The organism is Streptomyces echinatus (genome assembly GCF_014203595.1).
Lineage (GTDB): Bacteria > Actinomycetota > Actinomycetes > Streptomycetales > Streptomycetaceae > Streptomyces > Streptomyces echinatus.
This window is the reverse complement of the sequence record NZ_JACHJK010000027.1, coordinates 1-17,395: the sequence shown is the minus strand read 5'-3', so window position 1 is coordinate 17,395 and position 17,395 is coordinate 1. Positions and strand designations below refer to the sequence as shown.

Here is a 17,395-nt window from a genome sequence, read left to right as displayed (position 1 = left end):
GGGGTTAGCTCGTCCTCGTGCCGGAGCCGCGAAGCGGCGGAGTTCGCTGTGTTGTCGGTGGCCCGCGCTAGCGTGATCACATCAGTTGGCGGGGGGTGTTTCTATGCTGTCGGGTCGCAGGTACCGGCTTGAGCTGACGGCCGAACAGGCAGAGCAGTGTGAGAAGTTCGCGGACGTGTGCCGGTCGGTGTGGAACACCGGTCTGGAGCAGCGCCGCGAGTACCGGCGGCGCGGGGCGTGGATGAACTACGCGCCGCAGTGCAAGGAGCTGGCCCAGGCCAAGTGTGTGCATGAGTGGTTGAAGGCCGCGCCGTCGCACATCCTCCAGCAGACCTTGAAGGATCTGGACGGGCGTGCCGGGACCACGGCACGTTCAAGGTCCGGTGGCGGTCCAAGGCCCGCTGGTCCCCCTCATTTCGCTTCCCCGACGCCAAGCAGGTCACTGTGGAGCGGCTGGGCCGCAAGTGGGGGAGAGTGAAGCTGCCGAAGCTGGGCTGGGTCCGGTTTTGGTGGTCGCGCCCGCTCGGTGGTGAGATCCGCTCCGCGACCGTGTCTTGGAAGTCCGGGCGCTGGTTCGTGTCGTTCCTCGTGGACGACGGAGCGGTCACGCCTGAGCGGCATGCCATGCCGGGCACGGCCGTAGGGGTGGACCGGGGTGTTGCTGCGGCGGCCGTCACCTCGGACGGCGAGTTTTTCGACCGGGAGTTCATCACGCCTGGCGAGACCACCCGGTACCGGCGGCTGCAACAGCGCCTCGCCCGCACCAAGAAGGGCAGCACCAACCGACACAAGGTGATCACGGCCATGGGCCGGATCGTGGCCCGGGTCACGGACCGGCGCGGAGACTTCTGGGCGAAGACGGCTGCACACCTGGTGCAGAAGAACGCCCTGGTCGTCCTCGAAGACCTGCGGGTCAAGAACATGTCCGCCTCGGCGTCCGGAACCGTGGCCGAGCCCGGCCGCCGGGTCCGTCAGAAGGCAGGACTCAACCGGGCCATCCTCGACAAGGGGTGGCATCGCCTGGAACTCGCCCTCACCAGCGCCGCCCGGTACACGGGAACGACGCTGGTGAAGGTGAACCCCGCGTATACGTCGCAACGCTGTTACGCCTGTGGGTTCGTCACCGAAGGAAACCGAGAGAGCCAATCGGTCTTCGTGTGCAAGAACCCCGGATGCGGCAACGTCGATCACGCCGACGTCAACGCGGCCAAGAACATCCGGCACGCGGGCGGGCAGCCCGTGTCAGCCTGTGGAGACCTCGGCACTGGCCAGTCTGCGAAGCAGGAACCCGGCAGCCGGGCGACCGGCCAAGCCACCTGAAAAAGGGAATCCCGGTCCTTCAGGGCCGGGAGGATGTCAACGGACAACCCCCCACCACACACGCGGCATTGGGGGCCGACCGAGCGCCGGGGGGAGCCGAACCGGGCCAGCCGTACGGCCCCCGGCACCGCCCTCGGCGCACACAGCCGCACGCCCCACACCTCCGCGACCACACCGCACCGCACCCGGCCCGTTCGCCCCTCCCTCAGCGCGCGGTCGAGGCCTTGATCAGGCGGAGCTGTCGGTCGTACCCGCTCAGCCGGCCGATGTGTTCTGTGTCGCCTCGCGTGCCTCGGTGAGGGCTCGCTGCCTGAGATTGCCGCCGAACAACTGAATCGTGGTGGCGGCCAGGACGTCATCCCTGCCGATGGTCCGCCCGTCCCCCCTGCGGGTGGACAGCGCCTGGAGGGAGTCCTTGAGGGACGGGGGCGGGGCCGCTTCGCCCGGCATCGCCAGGGTGACCGTACCGAAACGTCTGACCCCGCGCTCGCGGACGACCATGGCCGCGTCCCGGGCGAGGTTCGTCAGGAACACGCTCGCGATTCCGTCCAGGTCGCGGACCATCGCCGGGACGGCCGTCGCCCCCTGGCTCCACAGCAGCTTCCTGACCCCGGCCTCGAACCTGTGGGCGCCGACCACCGCACTCGGTTTGCGCGACCTGCTGCGCTTGGGAGATGGCACCATGACACCCTCGGCGTCGTACAGGACACCGATCCGGCTTCGAAACGTCGGGCTGTGGTCGTACCACTTGCCTGCGACCTCGAGCTCGACGTTCCGGTCGATCGCCGAGAGAAGGTCCCCGGGAATCAGCTTCTTGCGGGCCTCCTTTGCCGCCGCTCTCCTCGCGCCGTCGATGATCTCCGCCAGCACTGTCCGCGTCACCGACGCGGCGGCCGACGCGGCCGGCCGAGAGACGTGCATCGAGGTCACGTCCCTGAACACCGCTTTGACGAGAGAAGACTTGAACGGCGAGACATCCATGACCGAGGCGGTCCCGGGACCACTGCGCTCAGGGCGTGCGGACTGTGCGGGCATCGAAGAAAACGCTCCCTGCTGTCGGAGTTGTCAGAGTTGTCAGAGTGCCCCACTTCACCACGCAAGCCCGCTCTCTTCCCGCTCCACCCCCGGGCGAGCGGGGCGAGGCGGGTAGCCCGAGCCGCCGAAGGCAACGGCGTCAAGGCCGTTGCGGCCGGACGCCTTCAGTCGGCGTCCGTCGCGGCGAGTACGGCGATACGGCGGCCGTCGGGGGAAAGGGCGGCGATGCCGTAGTCGCTCACCTCGTTGCGGAACCATCCGGTGTCGGCCCCGAACCGGTACCAGCTGCAGGCCCGGGCCCGCTCCTCGACCTCACGGGCGCTCGCCTCGGGGTACTCGGCTCCGCAGAGCCCCGACAGGGCGAGCCACGCGCTGAAGCGCCCCCAGGCGCCGTGGACACCCGGTGAGCCGATCCCTCCGGTCGAGGCGGTCATGAACAACGTCAGCCAGACCGTGCCGAGCGTGCACTCCTCTCCCTCGAACCGGTCCCGCTCACCCAGCCCGCGCAGGCAGTCCAGCGGCAACGCGGACACGACGTGCGGCAACTCCCTCGCGGTGACGGGCTCGTCCAGGGCGAAGACCCGGGCTTCGTGGTCGCACCACCTGCCGTCCCTGGCGGGCCTGCCGATCAGTTCGACCAGCTGCGCGGGCGTGGCCTCCCGGACCCGGTGAACCCCACCGGCCCGGCGTGCGGCCGCACCGACCGGCGTCGGCGACTTCATCGGCGCGGGCGAGCCGCTGGCGCTGTTGAGATAGCCACGGCTGGGCAGCCACGCGCTCAGGTCCGGCCCTTCCATCTCCGCCGGCCGGGCCGGCAGCCAGGAGAGCCCGCTCCAGTGGCCCGGGCGGAAATCGGGGCGCCGGCCGGCACGGGGGAGCAGCTCGTCGGGGTCCGCCCCGCGCAGCAGCAACTCGTGGAAGAGACAGGCCCGTAGCTCATGGTGCTCGATCGCCTCGGGGTGCCACAGCACGTACAGCGCGTCGTCGAGGGACTGCGCTTCCGCGATCAGCGACGCGAGCAGACGCTCGTCGCTCGCTTTCGAATGCCGCACCTGAGTGCTCAACGACAGAAGCCGCCGCAGGAACGCACGCCCCGGAGTGAGCGCCAACGCCCGCTGCATGAAGGCGAGATCACGGTGCAGCGTTTCCAGCCGTTCCCCGATCTGCCGGGCCTCCGCGGCGAGCGCCCCGCCAGCCGCCCCGATCCGCTCGGCCTGCCCGCCCCTGGCCCACGCCTCGACGGTGTGCCAGGAGTACCGCTCAGCACCGCCCCCGCCCACCGTGCCCCCGCCCGCCATGCGCCGCCTTCCTTCGTGAGCCGGTACTGCCGGTCCCGAACACGTACGAGCGTAGAAGGCCGAGGACCCGCGTCGCCCGGCAGGCACCGGTGTCCAGGACACCGGCCATGGCGATGCCGGGCGGCAACCGCACGTGACGGGGCACGTGGTGACGGTACGTCACGTCGGCGCGGTCCGGGCCGGACAGGGACCGGGCGGGGCGATGAGGGCCGGGGCTTCGGCAGCACCGCTGGGCACGCCCGCGTCCGCAGAGGGCCGGTCCCGGATCGGCGGGACGCACCTTGCGGGCCGCCCGGCCACGCCCGCCCAGCCGGCGGCCTCTCGGCGTCGGCGTCCTTCGACTGCCGGCGTTCTGTGACCCCCGGCGTCCTCTCAGCTGCGGCGCCCCCGGTCGCCGGGCAGCGGGACGGCCCGCAGGGCGTGAGCCGCGGCGTCCAGGTCCTCGCCCGGTACGCCGTCGAAGACCTCGGCGTGGGCCGCCGCGTTGCCCAGGAGCGCGCGCTCGGCGAGCTCGACGCCCTCGGGGGTGAGCCGGATGAACATGCTGCGCCCGTCGTCCGGGTCGGGACTGCGGTCGACCAGCCCCCGCGCGGCCAGCCGGTTGAGCGTGTTGGTGGTTCCGCCGGACGACAGCAGCACGGCGCGCCCGACCTCGTGCGGCTTCATCCGGTACGGCTTCCCGGCCCGCCGGAGCGCGGCGAGGATGTCGAACTCCGCGCCGGTGAGCCCGTACCGGGTCAGCTCCCGGCGGGTCGCCGCGTCCAGGGCGGCGGCCAGCAGCATGACGCGCTTGGCCAGTTCGGAGCTCGGCCCCAGCACGGCGGGCAGTTCCCGGTGCCAGGTGTCGAGCAGCTCGTCGACCCGGTCCGGGCGAGGGGTGGAGGAACTCACCTGGGCAGGGTAGGTTATGGCCCACATAGCTTTCTCAAAAGCTTTCATGGAAGAGGCTTTCGGGGTGTACCCGAGGGGGAACCACCATGCCCGGCACCACCGCCTTACCGCCCGCACGCCTGCTCCTGCGCGACGCCTGCGTCATCGACACCGAGCCGCACCCCGTCGCCCTGCCGCACCACGACGTCCTGATCGAAGGCGACCGCATCGCCGCCGTCGGCCCCCGCCTGCCCGCCGACGGCGCCCAGGTCCTCGACGCCCGCGGCCACATCGTCCTGCCGGGTTTCGTGGACACCCACCGGCACCTGTGGCAGACCCCGCTGCGCGCCGCCGCCGTCGACACCGACCTGGACGGCTACCTGCGCCACGTACTGGGCGAACTCGGCCCACGCCTGCGCCCCGAAGACCTGCGCACCGCCAACCTCGCCGGCGCGCTGGAGTGCCTGGACGCCGGCATCACCACCGTGCAGGACTTCTCACACGCCCAGTACACCCCCGACCACACCGCCGCGGCCCTGGACGGCCTGCACGCGGCCGGCATCCGCGCCGTCTTCGGATACGGCTACCCCGTCTTCAGCCCCGAGGCCCGCCGCACCGACGACGTCCGCCGCGCCCACGCCCTGCACACCACCAGCGGCGCCACCGGGCTCGTGTCCTTCGCGCTCGCCCCGCTCGGCCCCTCCTACAGCCCGATCGACACGGTCACCGAGGACTGGCGGCTCGCCCGCGAACTCGGTCTCCGCCTCGCCGTCCACACCGGCGCGAGCCCCGACACCCCACGCCCCGTCGACGCGCTCGCCCGGGCCGGCCTGCTGGGCCCCGACACCCTGTACGTGCACGGCAACTCACTGCCCGACGACGAGCTGCGCCGGATCGCCGACTCCGGCGGCACCGCCTCGATCGCCCCCGCCGTCGAGGCCGCCATGGGCCACGGCGCGCCGATGATCAACCGGCTGCGGGCCGCCGGGGTGACCACCGGCCTCGGCGCCGACGTGGTGACCACCGTCGCGGGCGACATGTTCTCCCTGATGCGCGCCGCCCTGACCACCGGCCACCTCTGCCCCGACGGGGAGCGCCCCACCGCCGCCACCGTGCTGCGCATGGCCACCCAGGACGGCGCCGCCGCCCTCGGACTGGCCGACACCATCGGCTCCCTGCGCCCCGGCAAGCAGGCCGACCTGATCCTCCTCAGGGCCGGCGCCGTCAACCTCGCCGCCCACCACGACCCGGTCGGCGCCGTGGTCACCTGCGCCCACCCCGGCAACATCGACACCGTCCTGGTGGCCGGCCGCCCGGTCAAACAGGCCGGCCGGCTCCTGAACCCCCACCTCACCGACACCCTCACCCGCCTCCACGACACCGCCGCCCGCCTCCGTCACCCCTGACACCCCCTCCAGGCGCTCCGCCAGGCCACCGGACGGGCCCTCGGCCAGAACGCCGGGCACCCGTCCGTCAGCCGCCGGACGCGGCCCGGGCGGGCTCCGCCGAGCACCAACCGCCGCACGCCCGGGACGCGCGGCGGCCCCGGTCCGTCACCGCCGCCCCCCGAACTCCCAGCCATGGACCTCGATGTCCGCATACCGGTCCGGGGCCAGGACGGCGCAGGCCCGGTCCGGGTCCGCCGCCCGGACCAGCGCCGCCGTCCCCAGCCGGGCGGCGCCGTCGTCGGACAGCAGCGGCCCGAACGCGATCAGCTCGTCCCGGCCGGCCGGCGGCACGGCGAGGCCCGTGGCCCGCCCCGGGCCCAGACCGATCACCAGATACCGGCTGCCGCCGCTGCGGCCGCCGGGGAAGTCCCACATGGTGCGCCCCAGCATGTTGTGCCACCGGCGCAGCAGCACGTCGCGGTACACACCGGCCTGGTAGTTGGGCTCGTCGAAGGCGAACGCGCGGGCAGCGGCGGGGCCGGGCAGGTCGACGATGTGCACGCTGCCGGTGGACGTCTCACCGTCGCCGGCGAAGGTCGGGCCGCGCGCGATCATCTGCGCCGCGTACCCGTCCATGTAGGACCAGTGCGCCTCCAGCAGCTCGTCGCGCAACGCCACGGAGCCGGCCCGGTCTCGGTGATAGCAGAACTCCATGACCCTGGACCCTTCCCCCGCACCAGGCGGCAGAGCAACCGGCTTTCGCCCCCCACCCTCGCCCGGCGCCACCCGGTGCAGGAAGCAACCCCGCTGCCCCACAAGGCCGTTGACGCAGGCGCTACTCCGTGCAGCCGGTGCACGAACTGCCGCGGCCGGCCGGCAGAAGGCGCGGACGGGGTGGCGCGTCCCTCGCGCGAAGCACCCCACCCCCACCCCGCGGTACGGCAGTACGAAGCACAAACGGAAGGGCTTCTGCGGTAGTGCGGATGATCTTCGTTGCGTAGGCTGACCCAGCGGATGCCGGGCAGCCGTCCGCGCTGCCCCCAAGACTCCGCGCTCGACCGCGTGGCGCCTGCCACGCCCGAAGACGTCCCCGCGGCGAGGACGCGCGCAGCACCACGCCCGTTCCCCGGCCGCGAGGTGGCCCGCGGTGGCGGGAACGGTACTGCGCGTACCGACGCCCGGGGCAAGAAAGCGAGCAAGAACCCATGCAACCGACCTTCGTACTGGTTCACGGCGCCTTCGCGAACTCCTTCTCCTTCGCGCCGCTCCAGGCCGAACTCGGCCTCCTCGGACACCGTTCGGTCGCCGTCGACCTGCCCGGCCACGGATTCGGGGCGACCTACTCGCACGCCTATCAGACGCCCCAGGACCTCGAAGGGCTCGCCACCGCGCCCGGCTCGATCAAGGGCGTCACGCTCGCCGACAACGCCGCGCATCTGATCCAGATCCTGGAGCGGGCCAAGGAGAACGGGCCGGTGATCCTTCTCTCGCACAGCCGCGGCGGCATCACGGCCACCGCCGCGGCCAACGCACGTCCCGACCTGATCGACCGCATCGTCTACGTCTCGGCCTGGTGCCCGGTCGACCTCGACGTCAACGACTACTACGCCGAGCCGGAGATGGCCACGGTCGACGCCGCTTCCCTGGGGCTGGCGATGGCCGGGAACCCGGCCGAACTCGGCCTGCTCCGCGTCAACTTCCGCACCGCGGAGCCGCGCGCCCTCGCCGCGTTCAAGGCGGCCTTCCTCGCCGATGGCACCGACGAGGAGTTCCTGACCTTCCTGAACACCTTCCAGCCCGACGAGAACCTCGACGTCGGCACCTCCGCCGACCGGGCGCAGGCCGCGACCTGGGGCCGGATCCCGAAGACCTACGTGCGTCTGGCCGACGACGCGAGCCTGCCGCTCGCCATGCAGGACCGGCTGATCCGCGAGGGCAACGCGCTGACCCCGGACAACCCCTACGACGTGCGCACCCTCAAGGGCAGTCACCTGAAGTGGCTGACCGACCCGGCACCGGCGGCCCGCGCCCTGGGCGAACTCGCCGCGCTCCCGGCTCCGCCCGCCCGCTCGTGAGCGGAGCCGGACGAGGCGCGCGGCGGCGGTGACGGCGCCGGGACAGACGCACCCCCACCTGCCGGACGGGGTGCCCACGGCGGCGAACCGCCCGGGCCTGCCCGGCGGCCCGGGCTGCCTGCTGCGATCTGTGTGCACCACGGCGAAGCCGGGAGGGCGCCCGCCGTGCGAACCCCGTCGCAGGCGGGCGGCCCTGTGGCCGTTCCCCTCCGGAACCACGTGACGGATGCCGCGCCTGCCCCCGGCGGGCGCGGATCCTGCGGCCGCCGTACGCCGTGCCGGCGAAGACGCCGTCCGGCGTGCGACCGGGGGCGCCCGGGCGCACCGCCTCCCTCAGCGGGAGTTCAGCGTTCGAGGGCGGCCCGTCAAGGGCAGCCCCCTCCTCGGCGCAGCCGACCGAATCCGGCCGTACGCCGCGAGGGTCCGTGGACCGATGCTTGACGATGTGCCGGGCGCCGGCGCCGGACCGGGCCCGCACGCGCTCCCCGGATGCTTCCCGAGCCCCGTACCGGGCGCCTGGACGGGGCCGTTGACGTGGCTGGACGGCCCTGCCCCGCACCCCGACGACGCAGGGGAGACGACGACACGTGGGAGACGCCATGAGAACCGATCGCCCGTGGGGCAAGGCCGTTGTCATCGGCGGCAGTTACGCGGGACTGGTGACCGCGCGCGTGCTGGCCGACTTCTTCACCGAGGTCGTCCTCGTGGAACGGGACGCCGTCGACGAGGACACCGGCGTCCATCCCGGAGCCCCGCAGGGCCACCACGCGCACGCGATGCTGGCCAAGGGCGGTCAGATCCTCGAGCGGCTGTTCCCCGGACTGCGCGCGGAACTGCGCGAGGCGGGAGCACCGGTGTTCGACTACGGAGAGGGCATCGACTTCATGCTGCCCGTCGGACTCGCACCACGGCACCGCACGGGCGTGCGCATCCAGACCTTCACCCGCGACGAACTGGAACGCCGCCTGCGCCGCAAAGTGCTCGCACTGCCCCAGGTCACGCTGATGCCGTCCACCCGGTGCACGGGCCTGACCCGTGACGCCTGCGGCCGGGTGAGCGGCGTGACGTGCCGGCCGCACGATGACACGGAATCCCCCCAGCCCTCAGCGCCGTTCGAGCTGGCCGCCGACCTGGTCGTCGACGCCTCGGGACGCTCCAGCTCACTGACGGACTGGCTGGGCGACGCGGGGATCAGCGTGCCGCCCAAACGGACCGTGAAGGCCAAGGTCACCTACACGTCGATGAACTTCGACCGGCCCGACGAGGGCCACCCCGGCCACCCGGACTACTACATCGCCTACCAGATGCTGTTCGCCCCCGGCGTGCCCCGGGCCGGGGTCCTGCTCGCCGTGGAGCGCAACCGCTGGACCTGCTCGCTCTTCGGGTTCCAGGACCAGCCGCCGACCGACGACGAGGGCTACCTGGCGTTCGCCGAGACCCTGGACAACCCCCGCCTGGCCGAGCACATCGGCCGGCGCACCCGCCAGGAGCCCACCCACCGCTACACCAACACCGACAACCAGTGGCGGCCCTACCACGCCGTCAAGGACTGGCCGGACCGCCTCATCGCCCTCGGCGACGCCGTCTGTGTCTTCAACCCCGTCTACGGCCAGGGCCTGACGGTGGCCGCGATGGAGGCGGAACTGCTCCAGCGCATGCTGACCGCGCGCCGGGCGTCCAAAGACCTGGACGGCGTCGCCGGAGCCTTCCAGAAGAAACTGGGCCGACTGCTGCTGGGCCCGTGGACCCTCTCCACCAACTCCGACCTGATGTGGACGCCCCAAGGCCAGCCCCTGCCCGCGCGCTTCGCCCACTGGTACAACACCCGCCTCTTCCACGTCGCGGTGAAAGACCCGGCCGTGTGGGCGAGGTTCGTACGCGTGGTCAACATGGTCGCCTCACCGGCCCTGCTGTTCCACCCCGTCGTGGCCCTGAAGGTCCTGACCGGATGTCTTGAGCGCAAGCCCCGTTCCTTAGGGCGGGGTTAGTTCGTCCTCGTGCCGGAGCCGCGAAGCGGCGGAGCTCGCCGTGTTGTCAGTGGCCCGCGCTAGCGTGATCGCGAGCGAACTGCCCTACCTCTTCGACCTGGGCGGCCGCCCCCGCGACCTGACCACGGCACAGCACCGGCTGGCCGACACCATGATCGACTACTGGACCCGCTTCGCCCGCACCGCCGACCCGAACGGCCCCTCCTCGCCGCCCTGGCCCCGGCACACGGTGCTCTCCCTGGCACCGGACCGCATCGTCCCCACCCGCACGACGCACACCCGCCACCACTGCGCGTTCTGGAACGCCCTCGGCTGACCTCGCGCGGACGTACCGCCGTGAGGGTGTCCCCGCCGGCGTCGACCGCACCGTTGGGACATCGACGGAGCGGTCGGCGTGGTGACCGGTCACGTCCACCGGCCCCGGCGAGGGCCGTCCGGCCGTCTGGCCCTGCCGGCCCCGCCTCGGCCGCAGGACCGCGAGCCTTGAGCAGAACGCCGCCTCCCGGGCACAAGCCCGCCCGCCCCCGACGCCCGGGGGCCCGGCCGTGCGCCGGCCTCGCTCCCCGGACCTGCCGGGCGCCGGGCGAATGGCCGGTAGCCGAAGAAGGGCCAGGGGATCGAAGTGGCGTGGGAGATCCACTTCGACACGAGTTCCACGAGTACGGCGCCGGGACGCCGGTTCCCACGGCACTGCTGCGCGTCCGGGAGCCCGGGTGACCACCGCATGGGGATCGCGGCCGGCGGTAGGGAGCACGTGGACGAGTTCGAGCTGACCGGCCCGAAGCAGCCGCACCGGCTGTGCGGCGGGCTCCGCCGCACAGCGGCCCGTGCCCGGCGGCCATGGTTCAGCCGGCCGTGGCGGCCAGCGTTGCCTCGACCTGGCGGGTACGCCATTCCTCGAGTGTGGCCTGCTGCCGCCGGGCCCGTTCGAGCAGCCTGTCGAGCAGGACGGGGTCCAGGCGCTCGTCCGTCGCGCAGAGCCGGCGCAGACTCTGCCATCCGGCCGCCTTGCCCTCCACCCCCAGCCGGAGGGCTTCCAACTCCAGCAGCGTGCTGAGCGGAGAGCGCCGGACCAGGCGGCCGTTGCCCTTCAGCCGTGCCAGTTTCTCGCCCGTCCAGCCCGCGCACACCTTGTAGCGGCGAGTGGGCACCCCGACCTTGCGCATGAGGTCCACCAGCGCTGTCCGGTCCTGTGCGATCTCTGCGGCGACAGGCCCCAGCGCACGGCTGAGCGCGGAACCCCGGGTGGCACGCACCAGGTGTGCGGCGCGTTGGGTACCGGCGGTGGCGCCGGCGAGGTGGTCGTTGAGATAGATCCCGAGCAGTTTCCCCTCATCGCCGGCGCCGGCTGTGCCTTGCCGGCGCTTGCCGGAGTACGGAAGGACGTTCATCTTCGGCCTCCTTCGAAAGTGTGGGACGCCTGTGTACGCCCGACGCTCACGGGCGTGCGGCGTGCTCCCCGCCGTCGGGCGGCGGGAGCGATCTGACCGAACCGATCACCCGTATCAGCCGTCCCGTCCGCGCGCGCCGACTCCCCCGGAGGTACACCGCGAAACCTGAGCGCGGACCGGTGTGGCTGAGCTGTACGGGGACGGAAGCCGGGTTAGTGCAGAGGAGAGGGAGGTCGTCGCGCTCCCCGCGCTCCCCGCGCACGTCGCGTCTCGTTGCGGACGGGCTGTGGACCGCACCCGCGCCGAGTCCGGTCCCGGCGCAGCCGGCCCCGTGCCGTCGCGCCGGACCGGGGTGGTCGTCGTCAGCCGGGCACTGCCAGGAGCAGGCCAGGGCGCGTGGCAGCGCGCCCTTCGTCGTGCCTTCGCCCTCCCGTCCGGCAGGACAGGAGGCCGGTGACCGATGGGGGCATGACGTCCCTCAAGCGATGACGTCCCTCAAGCGGTCGGCACCCGCGTCGGAGCCGGCCGCGCCGGTGGCACCGGTCGTGAACAGTTCCTCGGTCTGGGGCAGCCGCAGCACACGTGCGGGTGGGGACTGCGGCCCGCTGACGGCGAGGCGGCCGCCTTCGGCGTGGACGCGGCGGCGCGGCAGCACCGGCTCCGGCGGCGCACGCGGGCCGTGGTGCCTCGCCGAAGAGACCACCTCGTGAGGCCGTACGGGCCGCGGCGGAAGAGCGCGCCTGCCGGGCGGGCGGCTATGAGTTGCTGAGCGCCTGGCGGAGGGTTTCGCGGCAGTCGATGACGGCGTCGACGCCCACGATGCTCAGGATGCGCCGCACGGGCCCGGTGGGCGCGGCAAGGCGCAGCCAGCCGCCGGCTTCGGTGACGGTGCGGTGGGCGGCGATGAGGATGTTGATGCCGGTGGAGTCCATGAACGTGACGCCGTGCATGTCGATCACCAGGCGGGGCCGGGGCGTGCCGGAGACGTCCAGCCCCTGTCGCAGCCGGTCGCCGGTGTGATGGTCGATCTCTCCGGTGAGGGTGAGGACGCGGATGCCGTCGGTGGCGGTGACGACGACCGAGAAGCGGCCCGGCTGCCCACCTTGTCCGGCGTTCGTCATTTCTCCCCTGGCACTGTCGGTGATACTGGCATGCCGGGCCCCTCGCCCAGAGTGCCGCCCTGCATCGTAGGGGCGGTTCCCTTGGGTGGCGGAGCCAACGAACAGGCGCACTGGGCGCCCCTGGCGTCCCCCGGGGGTACGCGCGGGCGTGTGAGCGGGAGCGAAGGCAGCGATGAGGGAACCGGAGCCGCTGGGCGAGAGGGATGCGGCCTCGGCCGGTTGCCCCTTGCAGATCACGGTGGCTCTGGCCGGGGACGGCACGGACATCGCCCGGGCCCGCCACCTGGCCGCCGACTTCCTCAGCCGGGGACGGAGCGAGCACGCTCTGGCGGTCTCGCAGCGCGGCATGGACCTCACCCAGCTGGTGGTCAGCGAACTGGTCACCAACGCCTGCAAGTACGCGCCGGGTCCGGCGCTGATGGGCCTGCGCATCGACGGCGGTGCGGTCGAGGTGACGGTGTGGGACTCCGATCCGGTGCTGCCGGTGGCGAGGGCCGCCGACGCCGGCCGGGTGGGTCAGCATGGTCTGGAGATCGTGATGGCCGTCGCCCAGGGTTTCCAGGCGCAGCGGGAGCCGGTCGGCAAGCGCGTCACCGCCCGCATCCCCCTCACCGACGCTCCCGGCGGCCGGCTCGACGGGTCCGGCTGCTAGGAGTGTTCCGCCGCGCCGAGTGACCTCACCTGGCGGGTGAGCATCTTCGTACAGTCGAGCCGGGGGAGCGGGCCGGTTCCGGGGTGAGTCATCGGAGTTCCTCGCGGAGGTCTCCGGGCGCTGCCCGCGGCGGGTGCCGGCGGTGGGGCGCGTATCCGCGGGGGGTCAGTGGCCTTCGAGGTTGCGGGTCATGCGTTCCAGGACGCTGACCGCGGTGCGGTACTCCTCGGCCGTGATGCCGGCCGTGGACAGTTCCCGGAAGGCGTCGACGCGTTCCTCGACGGAGGCGAGGCGGCGCTCGCCGTCCGCGGTGAGGGCGAGCCGGCCGGGTGCGGGACGCGTCGTCCAGCCGCCGGTGAGCACGGTGTCGACGGCGGCGGCCAGGGCGCCGGCGTCGGCGTTGGCCGCGAGTGCGGTGCGGACGTCGCCGTCGGTGGCGTGCGTGCCCGGCGGGGTGGCGCGGACGACGTTGAGGACCTGCCAGGCGGTCCGGGTGAGGCCGAACCCGGCGAGCATGGCGTTCATGTACGCGGTGAGGGCCTTGTCGGTGCGGTTGAGCCAGTAGCCGATGGGCTTCATGGTGTGCTCCTGCGAGAGGCGGTCGGTCGGCGGGGTCAGCGGGCGGCGAACGCGGCGGCGTTTTCGGCCGCCCACTGGCGGAAGGTGCGCTCGGGCCTGCCGAGCAGGGTGCGGGTGGTCTCGGCGATCGGCGCCGGGCCGGCGCACGCGGCGGCCCACAGGGCGAGCAGGGAGCCGGCCATCGGGGCGGGCATGAAGCGGCTCATCTGCTGCTCGGCCTCGGCGTGGGTGACCGTCTCGACGGTGATGCCGCGGTCCAGGACCTCGGACAGCACGGCGAGCTGCTCGCGGAAGGTGAGGGACTGGCCGCCGGTGAGGGTGACGGCGCGGCCCCTGAGGGCGGTGCCGGTCAGCGCCTCGGCGGCGATGTCGGCGATGTCCTCGGGGTGGACGGGCGCGAGGTGCGCGTCGGGGTAGGGGAGCTGGACGGGCAGGCCCTGGCCGATGGGACGGGCCCAGCCGAACGCGTTGCTGGCGAAGGCGTCCGCCCGCAGGAAGGTGCAGGGCAGCCCGGATGCGGCGAGGGCTTGCTCGACCCGGAGGCTGTGCGCGGCGAGCGGGTCGGTCTCGGCGCCGGGCGCCAGGACCGAGGAGGAGGACAGCAGGACGACGTGCTCGACGCCGGCGGCCCGGGCGGCCTCGGTGAAGGCGCCGATGCCCGCGGGCTGGGGATAGAGGAAGACCTGGCGCACGCCGTCGAGCGCGGCCGGGAAGGTCTCCGGCCGGTCCAGGACCAGCTCGGCGATCTCGACGCCGGCCGGGACGGTCAGCTCGGCCGGGTGGGCGCCGGCGGCGCGGACGGGCACGCCGGTGCCGTGCAGGCGGCTGGTGACGGCCCGGCCGACCTTGCCGCGCGCGCCGGTGATGAGAACGGTCATGGCAACCCCCGTGGTCGTGATGGCGACTTGCCGCGGCGGCGTTCACCGCCCCGCGACATATGCATGCTTACATGCATGTAATTGTGCGTCAACACATGCCTTCGGATGTCCATGGACCTACGATGGGCGCATGACGACGAACGGCACGCCACAGGAAGCGCGGGCGCCGGAGGAGCCGACCGCCGAGGATCTGCTGAACGCGGTGGGCCCGGCATTCGGCAAGCTGCGCCGCACCTCACTGCTGGAGGTCGAGAACCCGATCTCGGCCAAGGACCTGAGCCGCACCCTGGTGCTGGGCCTCGTCCTGGAACACACCCGCGACAGCGAGAAGGAGATCACCGTCGGCGCGGTCGCCGAACTCCTCGGGGTCGATCCCTCGGTCGCGAGCCGCATGGTCACCGACAACATCAAGGCCGGCTACCTGCTCCGCGCGGCCTCCCAGCAGGACGGCCGCCGTACCGTCCTGCATCTGAGCCCCGAGGGCACCGAGCTGATGGCCCGCTTCCGCCGCCACCAGCGCGCCGCCTTCGAGTACATCACCGCCGACTGGGCCGAGCGCGACCGCCTGGAGTTCGCCCGCCTCATGCTCAAGTACGTGGACTCCCTGGGCCGGCTGAAGGAGCGCGGGCAAGCAGGCGGATGAACCGGCCGTCCGGGCACGGCCCCGTCGCGGCCGGCGGGCCCCGCGACGGAAGCCCCCGCACCGGCCCGGGCCGCAACGGCGAGGCGAACGCGCCCGGAACCGCTCGCCCGCCGAGCCGCTGACCGGCCGGGCGGGCGAACGGCCGGCCGCGAGCGGGGGAGGGGCGGCCGGCCGTGGTCCGCCCCGTGGCCCGGCCGTGGTCCGGGCCCGTCCTGCCGTTGCCTTCAGCGGTAGGCGCCGAGGAACGCCTTCACCCCGGCGGTGGCGTAGCGGTCGAGGTCCTCCTGGGTGTGCTGGGGGCCGCCGTGGAACATGGCCTGGTTCACCGGGATCCACAGCAGCAGGCCGGAGAAGTGGTGGGCGGCCAGCAACGGGTCGTCGATCCGGAGCAGCTTCTCGTCGGCGAGGCGCTGGAAGGCGGCCGCGAGCGTGGCCAGGACCCGCTCGAACCCCTGCTCGTACCAGGAGGCGCCGAGTTCCGGGAAGGCGTCGGCGTTGGCGATGATCAGGCGGCGCAGCTGGAGCACCTGGGGCCGGGTGACGGCGGCCAGGAACTGGCCGGCGAGCCGGGTGAGGTTCTCCTCCAGCCGGTCGGCGTCGGCCGGGATGTCTGCCACCAGGGCGACCATGGCGTCGACCCGCTCGGTGGTGGCCATGACCATCTCGGCGAAGAGCTTCTCCTTGTCGGCGAAGTGCTTGTAGACGGTCTGCTTGGAGACCGCGGCCAGCTTCGCGATGTCGTCCATGCTGGTGCCCGCGTAGCCCTTGGCCATGAACGCCTGCGTCGCGGCATCCATGATCGCCCTGTGCTTGCGGGCTGAGCGGCTCTGGTCGTTCGCTTCCATACCCACCTCCCCATTCAGTACTGGACAGTCTAGTTCTTGTGCGGCTACTGTAGCCGTCAGAGCGAGCGAGTACCACACCGTCTAGTTCTGTTCTGGGGGAGACACCACCATGACCCACACCATCGAGGCCCCGGCCCCGGTCACCGCCGCGGCGTCGCCCAGGCCGGCGACCCGCACCCTCCTGGCCGGCGGCATCGTGGCGGGCCCGCTGTTCCTCGCCGCAGGCGTCGTCCAGGGCCTGACGCGCGACGGCTTCGGCTTCACCCGCAACGCCCTCAGCCAGCTCAGCCTCGGCGACCACGGCTGGATCCAGGTGACCAGCTTCCTGCTGACCGGCGCGCTCATCATCGCCGGCGCGGCCGGCCTGCGCCGTGTGCTGCGCGGCGAGCCCGGCGGGACGTGGGCGCCACGCCTGATCGGCGTCTTCGGCGCGTCGTTCCTGCTCGCCGCGGTGTTCACCGCCGACCCCGGCGGCGGCTTCCCGGCCGGGGACCCCGCCGCCCGTTCCGCCTCGCTGAGCTGGCACGGTGCCCTCCACATGCTCAGCGGCATGGTCGGATACCTCGCCCTGTGCGCGGCCTTCCTCCTGCTGGCCCGCTGCTTCAGCGGCCGCGGGCACCGGGGCTGGGCCGTCGGCTCCCGGGTCGTCCCGGTCGGTGTCCTGGCCGGATTCGCCGGCTCCTCCACCGCCGTCCTGGCCTTCACCGTCGGCGCCGGACTCGGCCTGCTGTGGCTCGCCGCGGCCACCGCCCGCCTGCGCACGGCGTAGCCCGCCCACCGCAAGAGCCACCGACTTCACGAGAACAGCAGACAGGAGAGCACGATGACCGCGTCACCCAAGGGGCCCGCGAGCTACTTCCCCTCGATCGAGAAGAAGTACGGCCGCCCGATCGCGGAATGGACGGACCTCATCCGCACCTCGCCCCTGACCAAGCACATGGAGCTCGTCAACTGGCTCAAGACCGAGCACGGACTCGGCCACGGCCACGCGAACGCCCTCGTCGCCCACACGCTCGCCGAAGACAAGGGCAAGTAGTCCGGCCGGCCGCGCCGGGGGCCTCCCCAAGGCCCCCGGCGCAGCCGTGCTCCCGCTTCCCGTGTCCGGGCCGGGCGGGGAGTGGCGGCTCCGGGAGGGGCGCCCGGCTCGCCCCGGGGGCCGGTGCAGGCCGGGTCGGAAGGTCGGTGCCGGCCGGTCCGGAGGGCGGTGCCGGCCGGTTCCGGGGGCCGGTTTTCGGCGGGAAACGGGTGACGCGGCCCATAGGGGCCATATCACGTCCTAAACGGGGCCGTAGACACACAGCGCGCCGAACAG

At 72.8% G+C, this 17,395-nt stretch carries 19 protein-coding genes and 1 pseudogene; 10 read left to right on the top strand and 10 right to left on the bottom strand.

Going from position 1 to position 17,395, the window contains the following annotated elements:
* Window positions 1–103: 103 nt before the first annotated feature.
* Together FHS34_RS44305 and FHS34_RS42085 are read left to right on the top strand one after the other, a co-directional pair.
* Window positions 104–172: pseudogene (locus tag FHS34_RS44305) on the top strand (hypothetical protein); the annotation flags it as partial.
* A gap of 122 nt (window positions 173–294) precedes the next feature.
* On the top strand, window positions 295–1,320 hold the full coding sequence (locus FHS34_RS42085; protein WP_308288343.1) for an RNA-guided endonuclease InsQ/TnpB family protein: 1,026 nt from the start codon (window positions 295–297) through the stop codon (window positions 1,318–1,320).
* 255 nt (window positions 1,321–1,575) lie between these two features.
* Here FHS34_RS42085 and FHS34_RS39550 read toward each other — a convergent pair whose 3' ends face one another.
* From FHS34_RS39550 to FHS34_RS39540, 3 genes are all read right to left on the bottom strand, one after another.
* A complete protein-coding gene (locus tag FHS34_RS39550; protein WP_184975013.1) occupies window positions 1,576–2,355 on the bottom strand; it encodes a hypothetical protein in 780 nt (259 codons plus the stop codon).
* A gap of 164 nt (window positions 2,356–2,519) precedes the next feature.
* A complete protein-coding gene (locus FHS34_RS39545; protein WP_184975010.1) occupies window positions 2,520–3,653 on the bottom strand; it encodes a DUF6183 family protein in 1,134 nt (377 codons plus the stop codon).
* 372 nt (window positions 3,654–4,025) lie between these two features.
* The gene (locus FHS34_RS39540; protein WP_225817920.1) at window positions 4,026–4,544 is read right to left on the bottom strand and encodes a MarR family winged helix-turn-helix transcriptional regulator; all 519 of its coding nucleotides are present in this window, start codon (window positions 4,542–4,544) and stop codon (window positions 4,026–4,028) included.
* 86 nt (window positions 4,545–4,630) lie between these two features.
* Here FHS34_RS39540 and FHS34_RS39535 point away from each other — a divergent pair, with 86 nt between their 5' ends.
* The gene (locus FHS34_RS39535; RefSeq protein ID WP_184975004.1) at window positions 4,631–5,929 is read left to right on the top strand and encodes an amidohydrolase family protein; all 1,299 of its coding nucleotides are present in this window, start codon (window positions 4,631–4,633) and stop codon (window positions 5,927–5,929) included.
* A gap of 147 nt (window positions 5,930–6,076) precedes the next feature.
* Here FHS34_RS39535 and FHS34_RS39530 read toward each other — a convergent pair whose 3' ends face one another.
* Window positions 6,077–6,625 carry a YciI family protein gene (locus tag FHS34_RS39530; protein WP_184975001.1) on the bottom strand — a complete coding sequence of 183 codons (549 nt, stop codon included), beginning with the start codon at window positions 6,623–6,625 and terminating at the stop codon, window positions 6,077–6,079.
* A 491-nt stretch (window positions 6,626–7,116) separates the two neighbouring features.
* Between FHS34_RS39530 and FHS34_RS39525 the strand changes: the two genes are divergently transcribed.
* From FHS34_RS39525 to FHS34_RS39515, 3 genes are all read left to right on the top strand, one after another.
* Entirely contained in the window at window positions 7,117–7,986 is an 870-nt protein-coding gene (locus FHS34_RS39525; RefSeq protein WP_184974998.1) for an alpha/beta hydrolase, read from the top strand.
* Between the two features lie 599 nt (window positions 7,987–8,585).
* Window positions 8,586–9,974: an FAD-dependent oxidoreductase gene (locus FHS34_RS39520; protein ID WP_184974995.1), complete on the top strand. Its 1,389-nt coding sequence runs from the start codon at window positions 8,586–8,588 to the stop codon at window positions 9,972–9,974.
* 49 nt (window positions 9,975–10,023) lie between these two features.
* Complete coding sequence (locus FHS34_RS39515) at window positions 10,024–10,290, top strand: carboxylesterase family protein (RefSeq protein ID WP_372478650.1); 267 nt, start codon at window positions 10,024–10,026, stop codon at window positions 10,288–10,290.
* Between the two features lie 529 nt (window positions 10,291–10,819).
* Here FHS34_RS39515 and FHS34_RS39510 read toward each other — a convergent pair.
* From FHS34_RS39510 to FHS34_RS39500, 3 genes are all read right to left on the bottom strand, one after another.
* Window positions 10,820–11,365: a hypothetical protein gene (locus tag FHS34_RS39510; protein WP_184974992.1), complete on the bottom strand. Its 546-nt coding sequence runs from the start codon at window positions 11,363–11,365 to the stop codon at window positions 10,820–10,822.
* Window positions 11,366–11,843: 478 nt separating this feature from the next.
* Window positions 11,844–12,068, bottom strand: a complete 225-nt coding sequence (locus FHS34_RS39505) for a hypothetical protein (RefSeq protein ID WP_184974989.1) — start codon at window positions 12,066–12,068, stop codon at window positions 11,844–11,846.
* A gap of 52 nt (window positions 12,069–12,120) precedes the next feature.
* The gene (locus FHS34_RS39500; protein ID WP_184974987.1) at window positions 12,121–12,486 is read right to left on the bottom strand and encodes an STAS domain-containing protein; all 366 of its coding nucleotides are present in this window, start codon (window positions 12,484–12,486) and stop codon (window positions 12,121–12,123) included.
* A 172-nt stretch (window positions 12,487–12,658) separates the two neighbouring features.
* Between FHS34_RS39500 and FHS34_RS39495 the strand changes: the two genes are divergently transcribed.
* On the top strand, window positions 12,659–13,138 hold the full coding sequence (locus FHS34_RS39495) for an ATP-binding protein (protein WP_184974983.1): 480 nt from the start codon (window positions 12,659–12,661) through the stop codon (window positions 13,136–13,138).
* A 165-nt stretch (window positions 13,139–13,303) separates the two neighbouring features.
* Here FHS34_RS39495 and FHS34_RS39490 read toward each other — a convergent pair whose 3' ends face one another.
* A complete protein-coding gene (locus FHS34_RS39490) occupies window positions 13,304–13,717 on the bottom strand; it encodes a winged helix DNA-binding protein (protein ID WP_184974980.1) in 414 nt (137 codons plus the stop codon).
* Between the two features lie 35 nt (window positions 13,718–13,752).
* On the bottom strand, window positions 13,753–14,595 hold the full coding sequence (locus FHS34_RS39485) for an SDR family oxidoreductase (protein WP_184974977.1): 843 nt from the start codon (window positions 14,593–14,595) through the stop codon (window positions 13,753–13,755).
* A gap of 130 nt (window positions 14,596–14,725) precedes the next feature.
* On the opposite strand from FHS34_RS39485, the gene FHS34_RS39480 reads away from it, so the two are divergent.
* Entirely contained in the window at window positions 14,726–15,238 is a 513-nt protein-coding gene (locus FHS34_RS39480; RefSeq protein ID WP_184974974.1) for a MarR family winged helix-turn-helix transcriptional regulator, read from the top strand.
* A gap of 224 nt (window positions 15,239–15,462) precedes the next feature.
* Here FHS34_RS39480 and FHS34_RS39475 read toward each other — a convergent pair whose 3' ends face one another.
* Window positions 15,463–16,083 (bottom strand): TetR/AcrR family transcriptional regulator, encoded by a 621-nt coding sequence (locus tag FHS34_RS39475; protein ID WP_184974970.1) that lies wholly within the window; start codon window positions 16,081–16,083, stop codon window positions 15,463–15,465.
* A gap of 109 nt (window positions 16,084–16,192) precedes the next feature.
* Between FHS34_RS39475 and FHS34_RS39470 the strand changes: the two genes are divergently transcribed.
* Window positions 16,193–16,852, top strand: a complete 660-nt coding sequence (locus FHS34_RS39470; protein ID WP_184974967.1) for a DUF998 domain-containing protein — start codon at window positions 16,193–16,195, stop codon at window positions 16,850–16,852.
* Window positions 16,853–16,906: 54 nt separating this feature from the next.
* Window positions 16,907–17,119: a DUF4287 domain-containing protein gene (locus tag FHS34_RS39465; RefSeq protein ID WP_184974964.1), complete on the top strand. Its 213-nt coding sequence runs from the start codon at window positions 16,907–16,909 to the stop codon at window positions 17,117–17,119.
* The last annotated feature ends 276 nt before the right edge of the window (window positions 17,120–17,395 follow it).

Bases quoted from the DNA above. Each gene is read 5' to 3' on its own strand.
- FHS34_RS39550 (WP_184975013.1), bottom strand. From the start codon at position 2,355: ATGCCCGCACAGTCCGCACGCCCTGAGCGCAGTGGTCCCGGGACCGCC.
- FHS34_RS39545 (WP_184975010.1), bottom strand. From the start codon at position 3,653: ATGGCGGGCGGGGGCACGGTGGGCGGGGGCGGTGCTGAGCGGTACTCC.
- FHS34_RS39535 (WP_184975004.1), top strand. From the start codon at position 4,631: ATGCCCGGCACCACCGCCTTACCGCCCGCACGCCTGCTCCTGCGCGAC.
- FHS34_RS39530 (WP_184975001.1), bottom strand. From the start codon at position 6,625: ATGGAGTTCTGCTATCACCGAGACCGGGCCGGCTCCGTGGCGTTGCGC.
- FHS34_RS39525 (WP_184974998.1), top strand. From the start codon at position 7,117: ATGCAACCGACCTTCGTACTGGTTCACGGCGCCTTCGCGAACTCCTTC.
- FHS34_RS39520 (WP_184974995.1), top strand. From the start codon at position 8,586: ATGAGAACCGATCGCCCGTGGGGCAAGGCCGTTGTCATCGGCGGCAGT.
- FHS34_RS39510 (WP_184974992.1), bottom strand. From the start codon at position 11,365: ATGAACGTCCTTCCGTACTCCGGCAAGCGCCGGCAAGGCACAGCCGGC.
- FHS34_RS39500 (WP_184974987.1), bottom strand. From the start codon at position 12,486: ATGACGAACGCCGGACAAGGTGGGCAGCCGGGCCGCTTCTCGGTCGTC.
- FHS34_RS39495 (WP_184974983.1), top strand. From the start codon at position 12,659: ATGAGGGAACCGGAGCCGCTGGGCGAGAGGGATGCGGCCTCGGCCGGT.
- FHS34_RS39490 (WP_184974980.1), bottom strand. From the start codon at position 13,717: ATGAAGCCCATCGGCTACTGGCTCAACCGCACCGACAAGGCCCTCACC.
- FHS34_RS39485 (WP_184974977.1), bottom strand. From the start codon at position 14,595: ATGACCGTTCTCATCACCGGCGCGCGCGGCAAGGTCGGCCGGGCCGTC.
- FHS34_RS39480 (WP_184974974.1), top strand. From the start codon at position 14,726: ATGACGACGAACGGCACGCCACAGGAAGCGCGGGCGCCGGAGGAGCCG.
- FHS34_RS39475 (WP_184974970.1), bottom strand. From the start codon at position 16,083: ATGGAAGCGAACGACCAGAGCCGCTCAGCCCGCAAGCACAGGGCGATC.
- FHS34_RS39470 (WP_184974967.1), top strand. From the start codon at position 16,193: ATGACCCACACCATCGAGGCCCCGGCCCCGGTCACCGCCGCGGCGTCG.
- FHS34_RS39465 (WP_184974964.1), top strand. From the start codon at position 16,907: ATGACCGCGTCACCCAAGGGGCCCGCGAGCTACTTCCCCTCGATCGAG.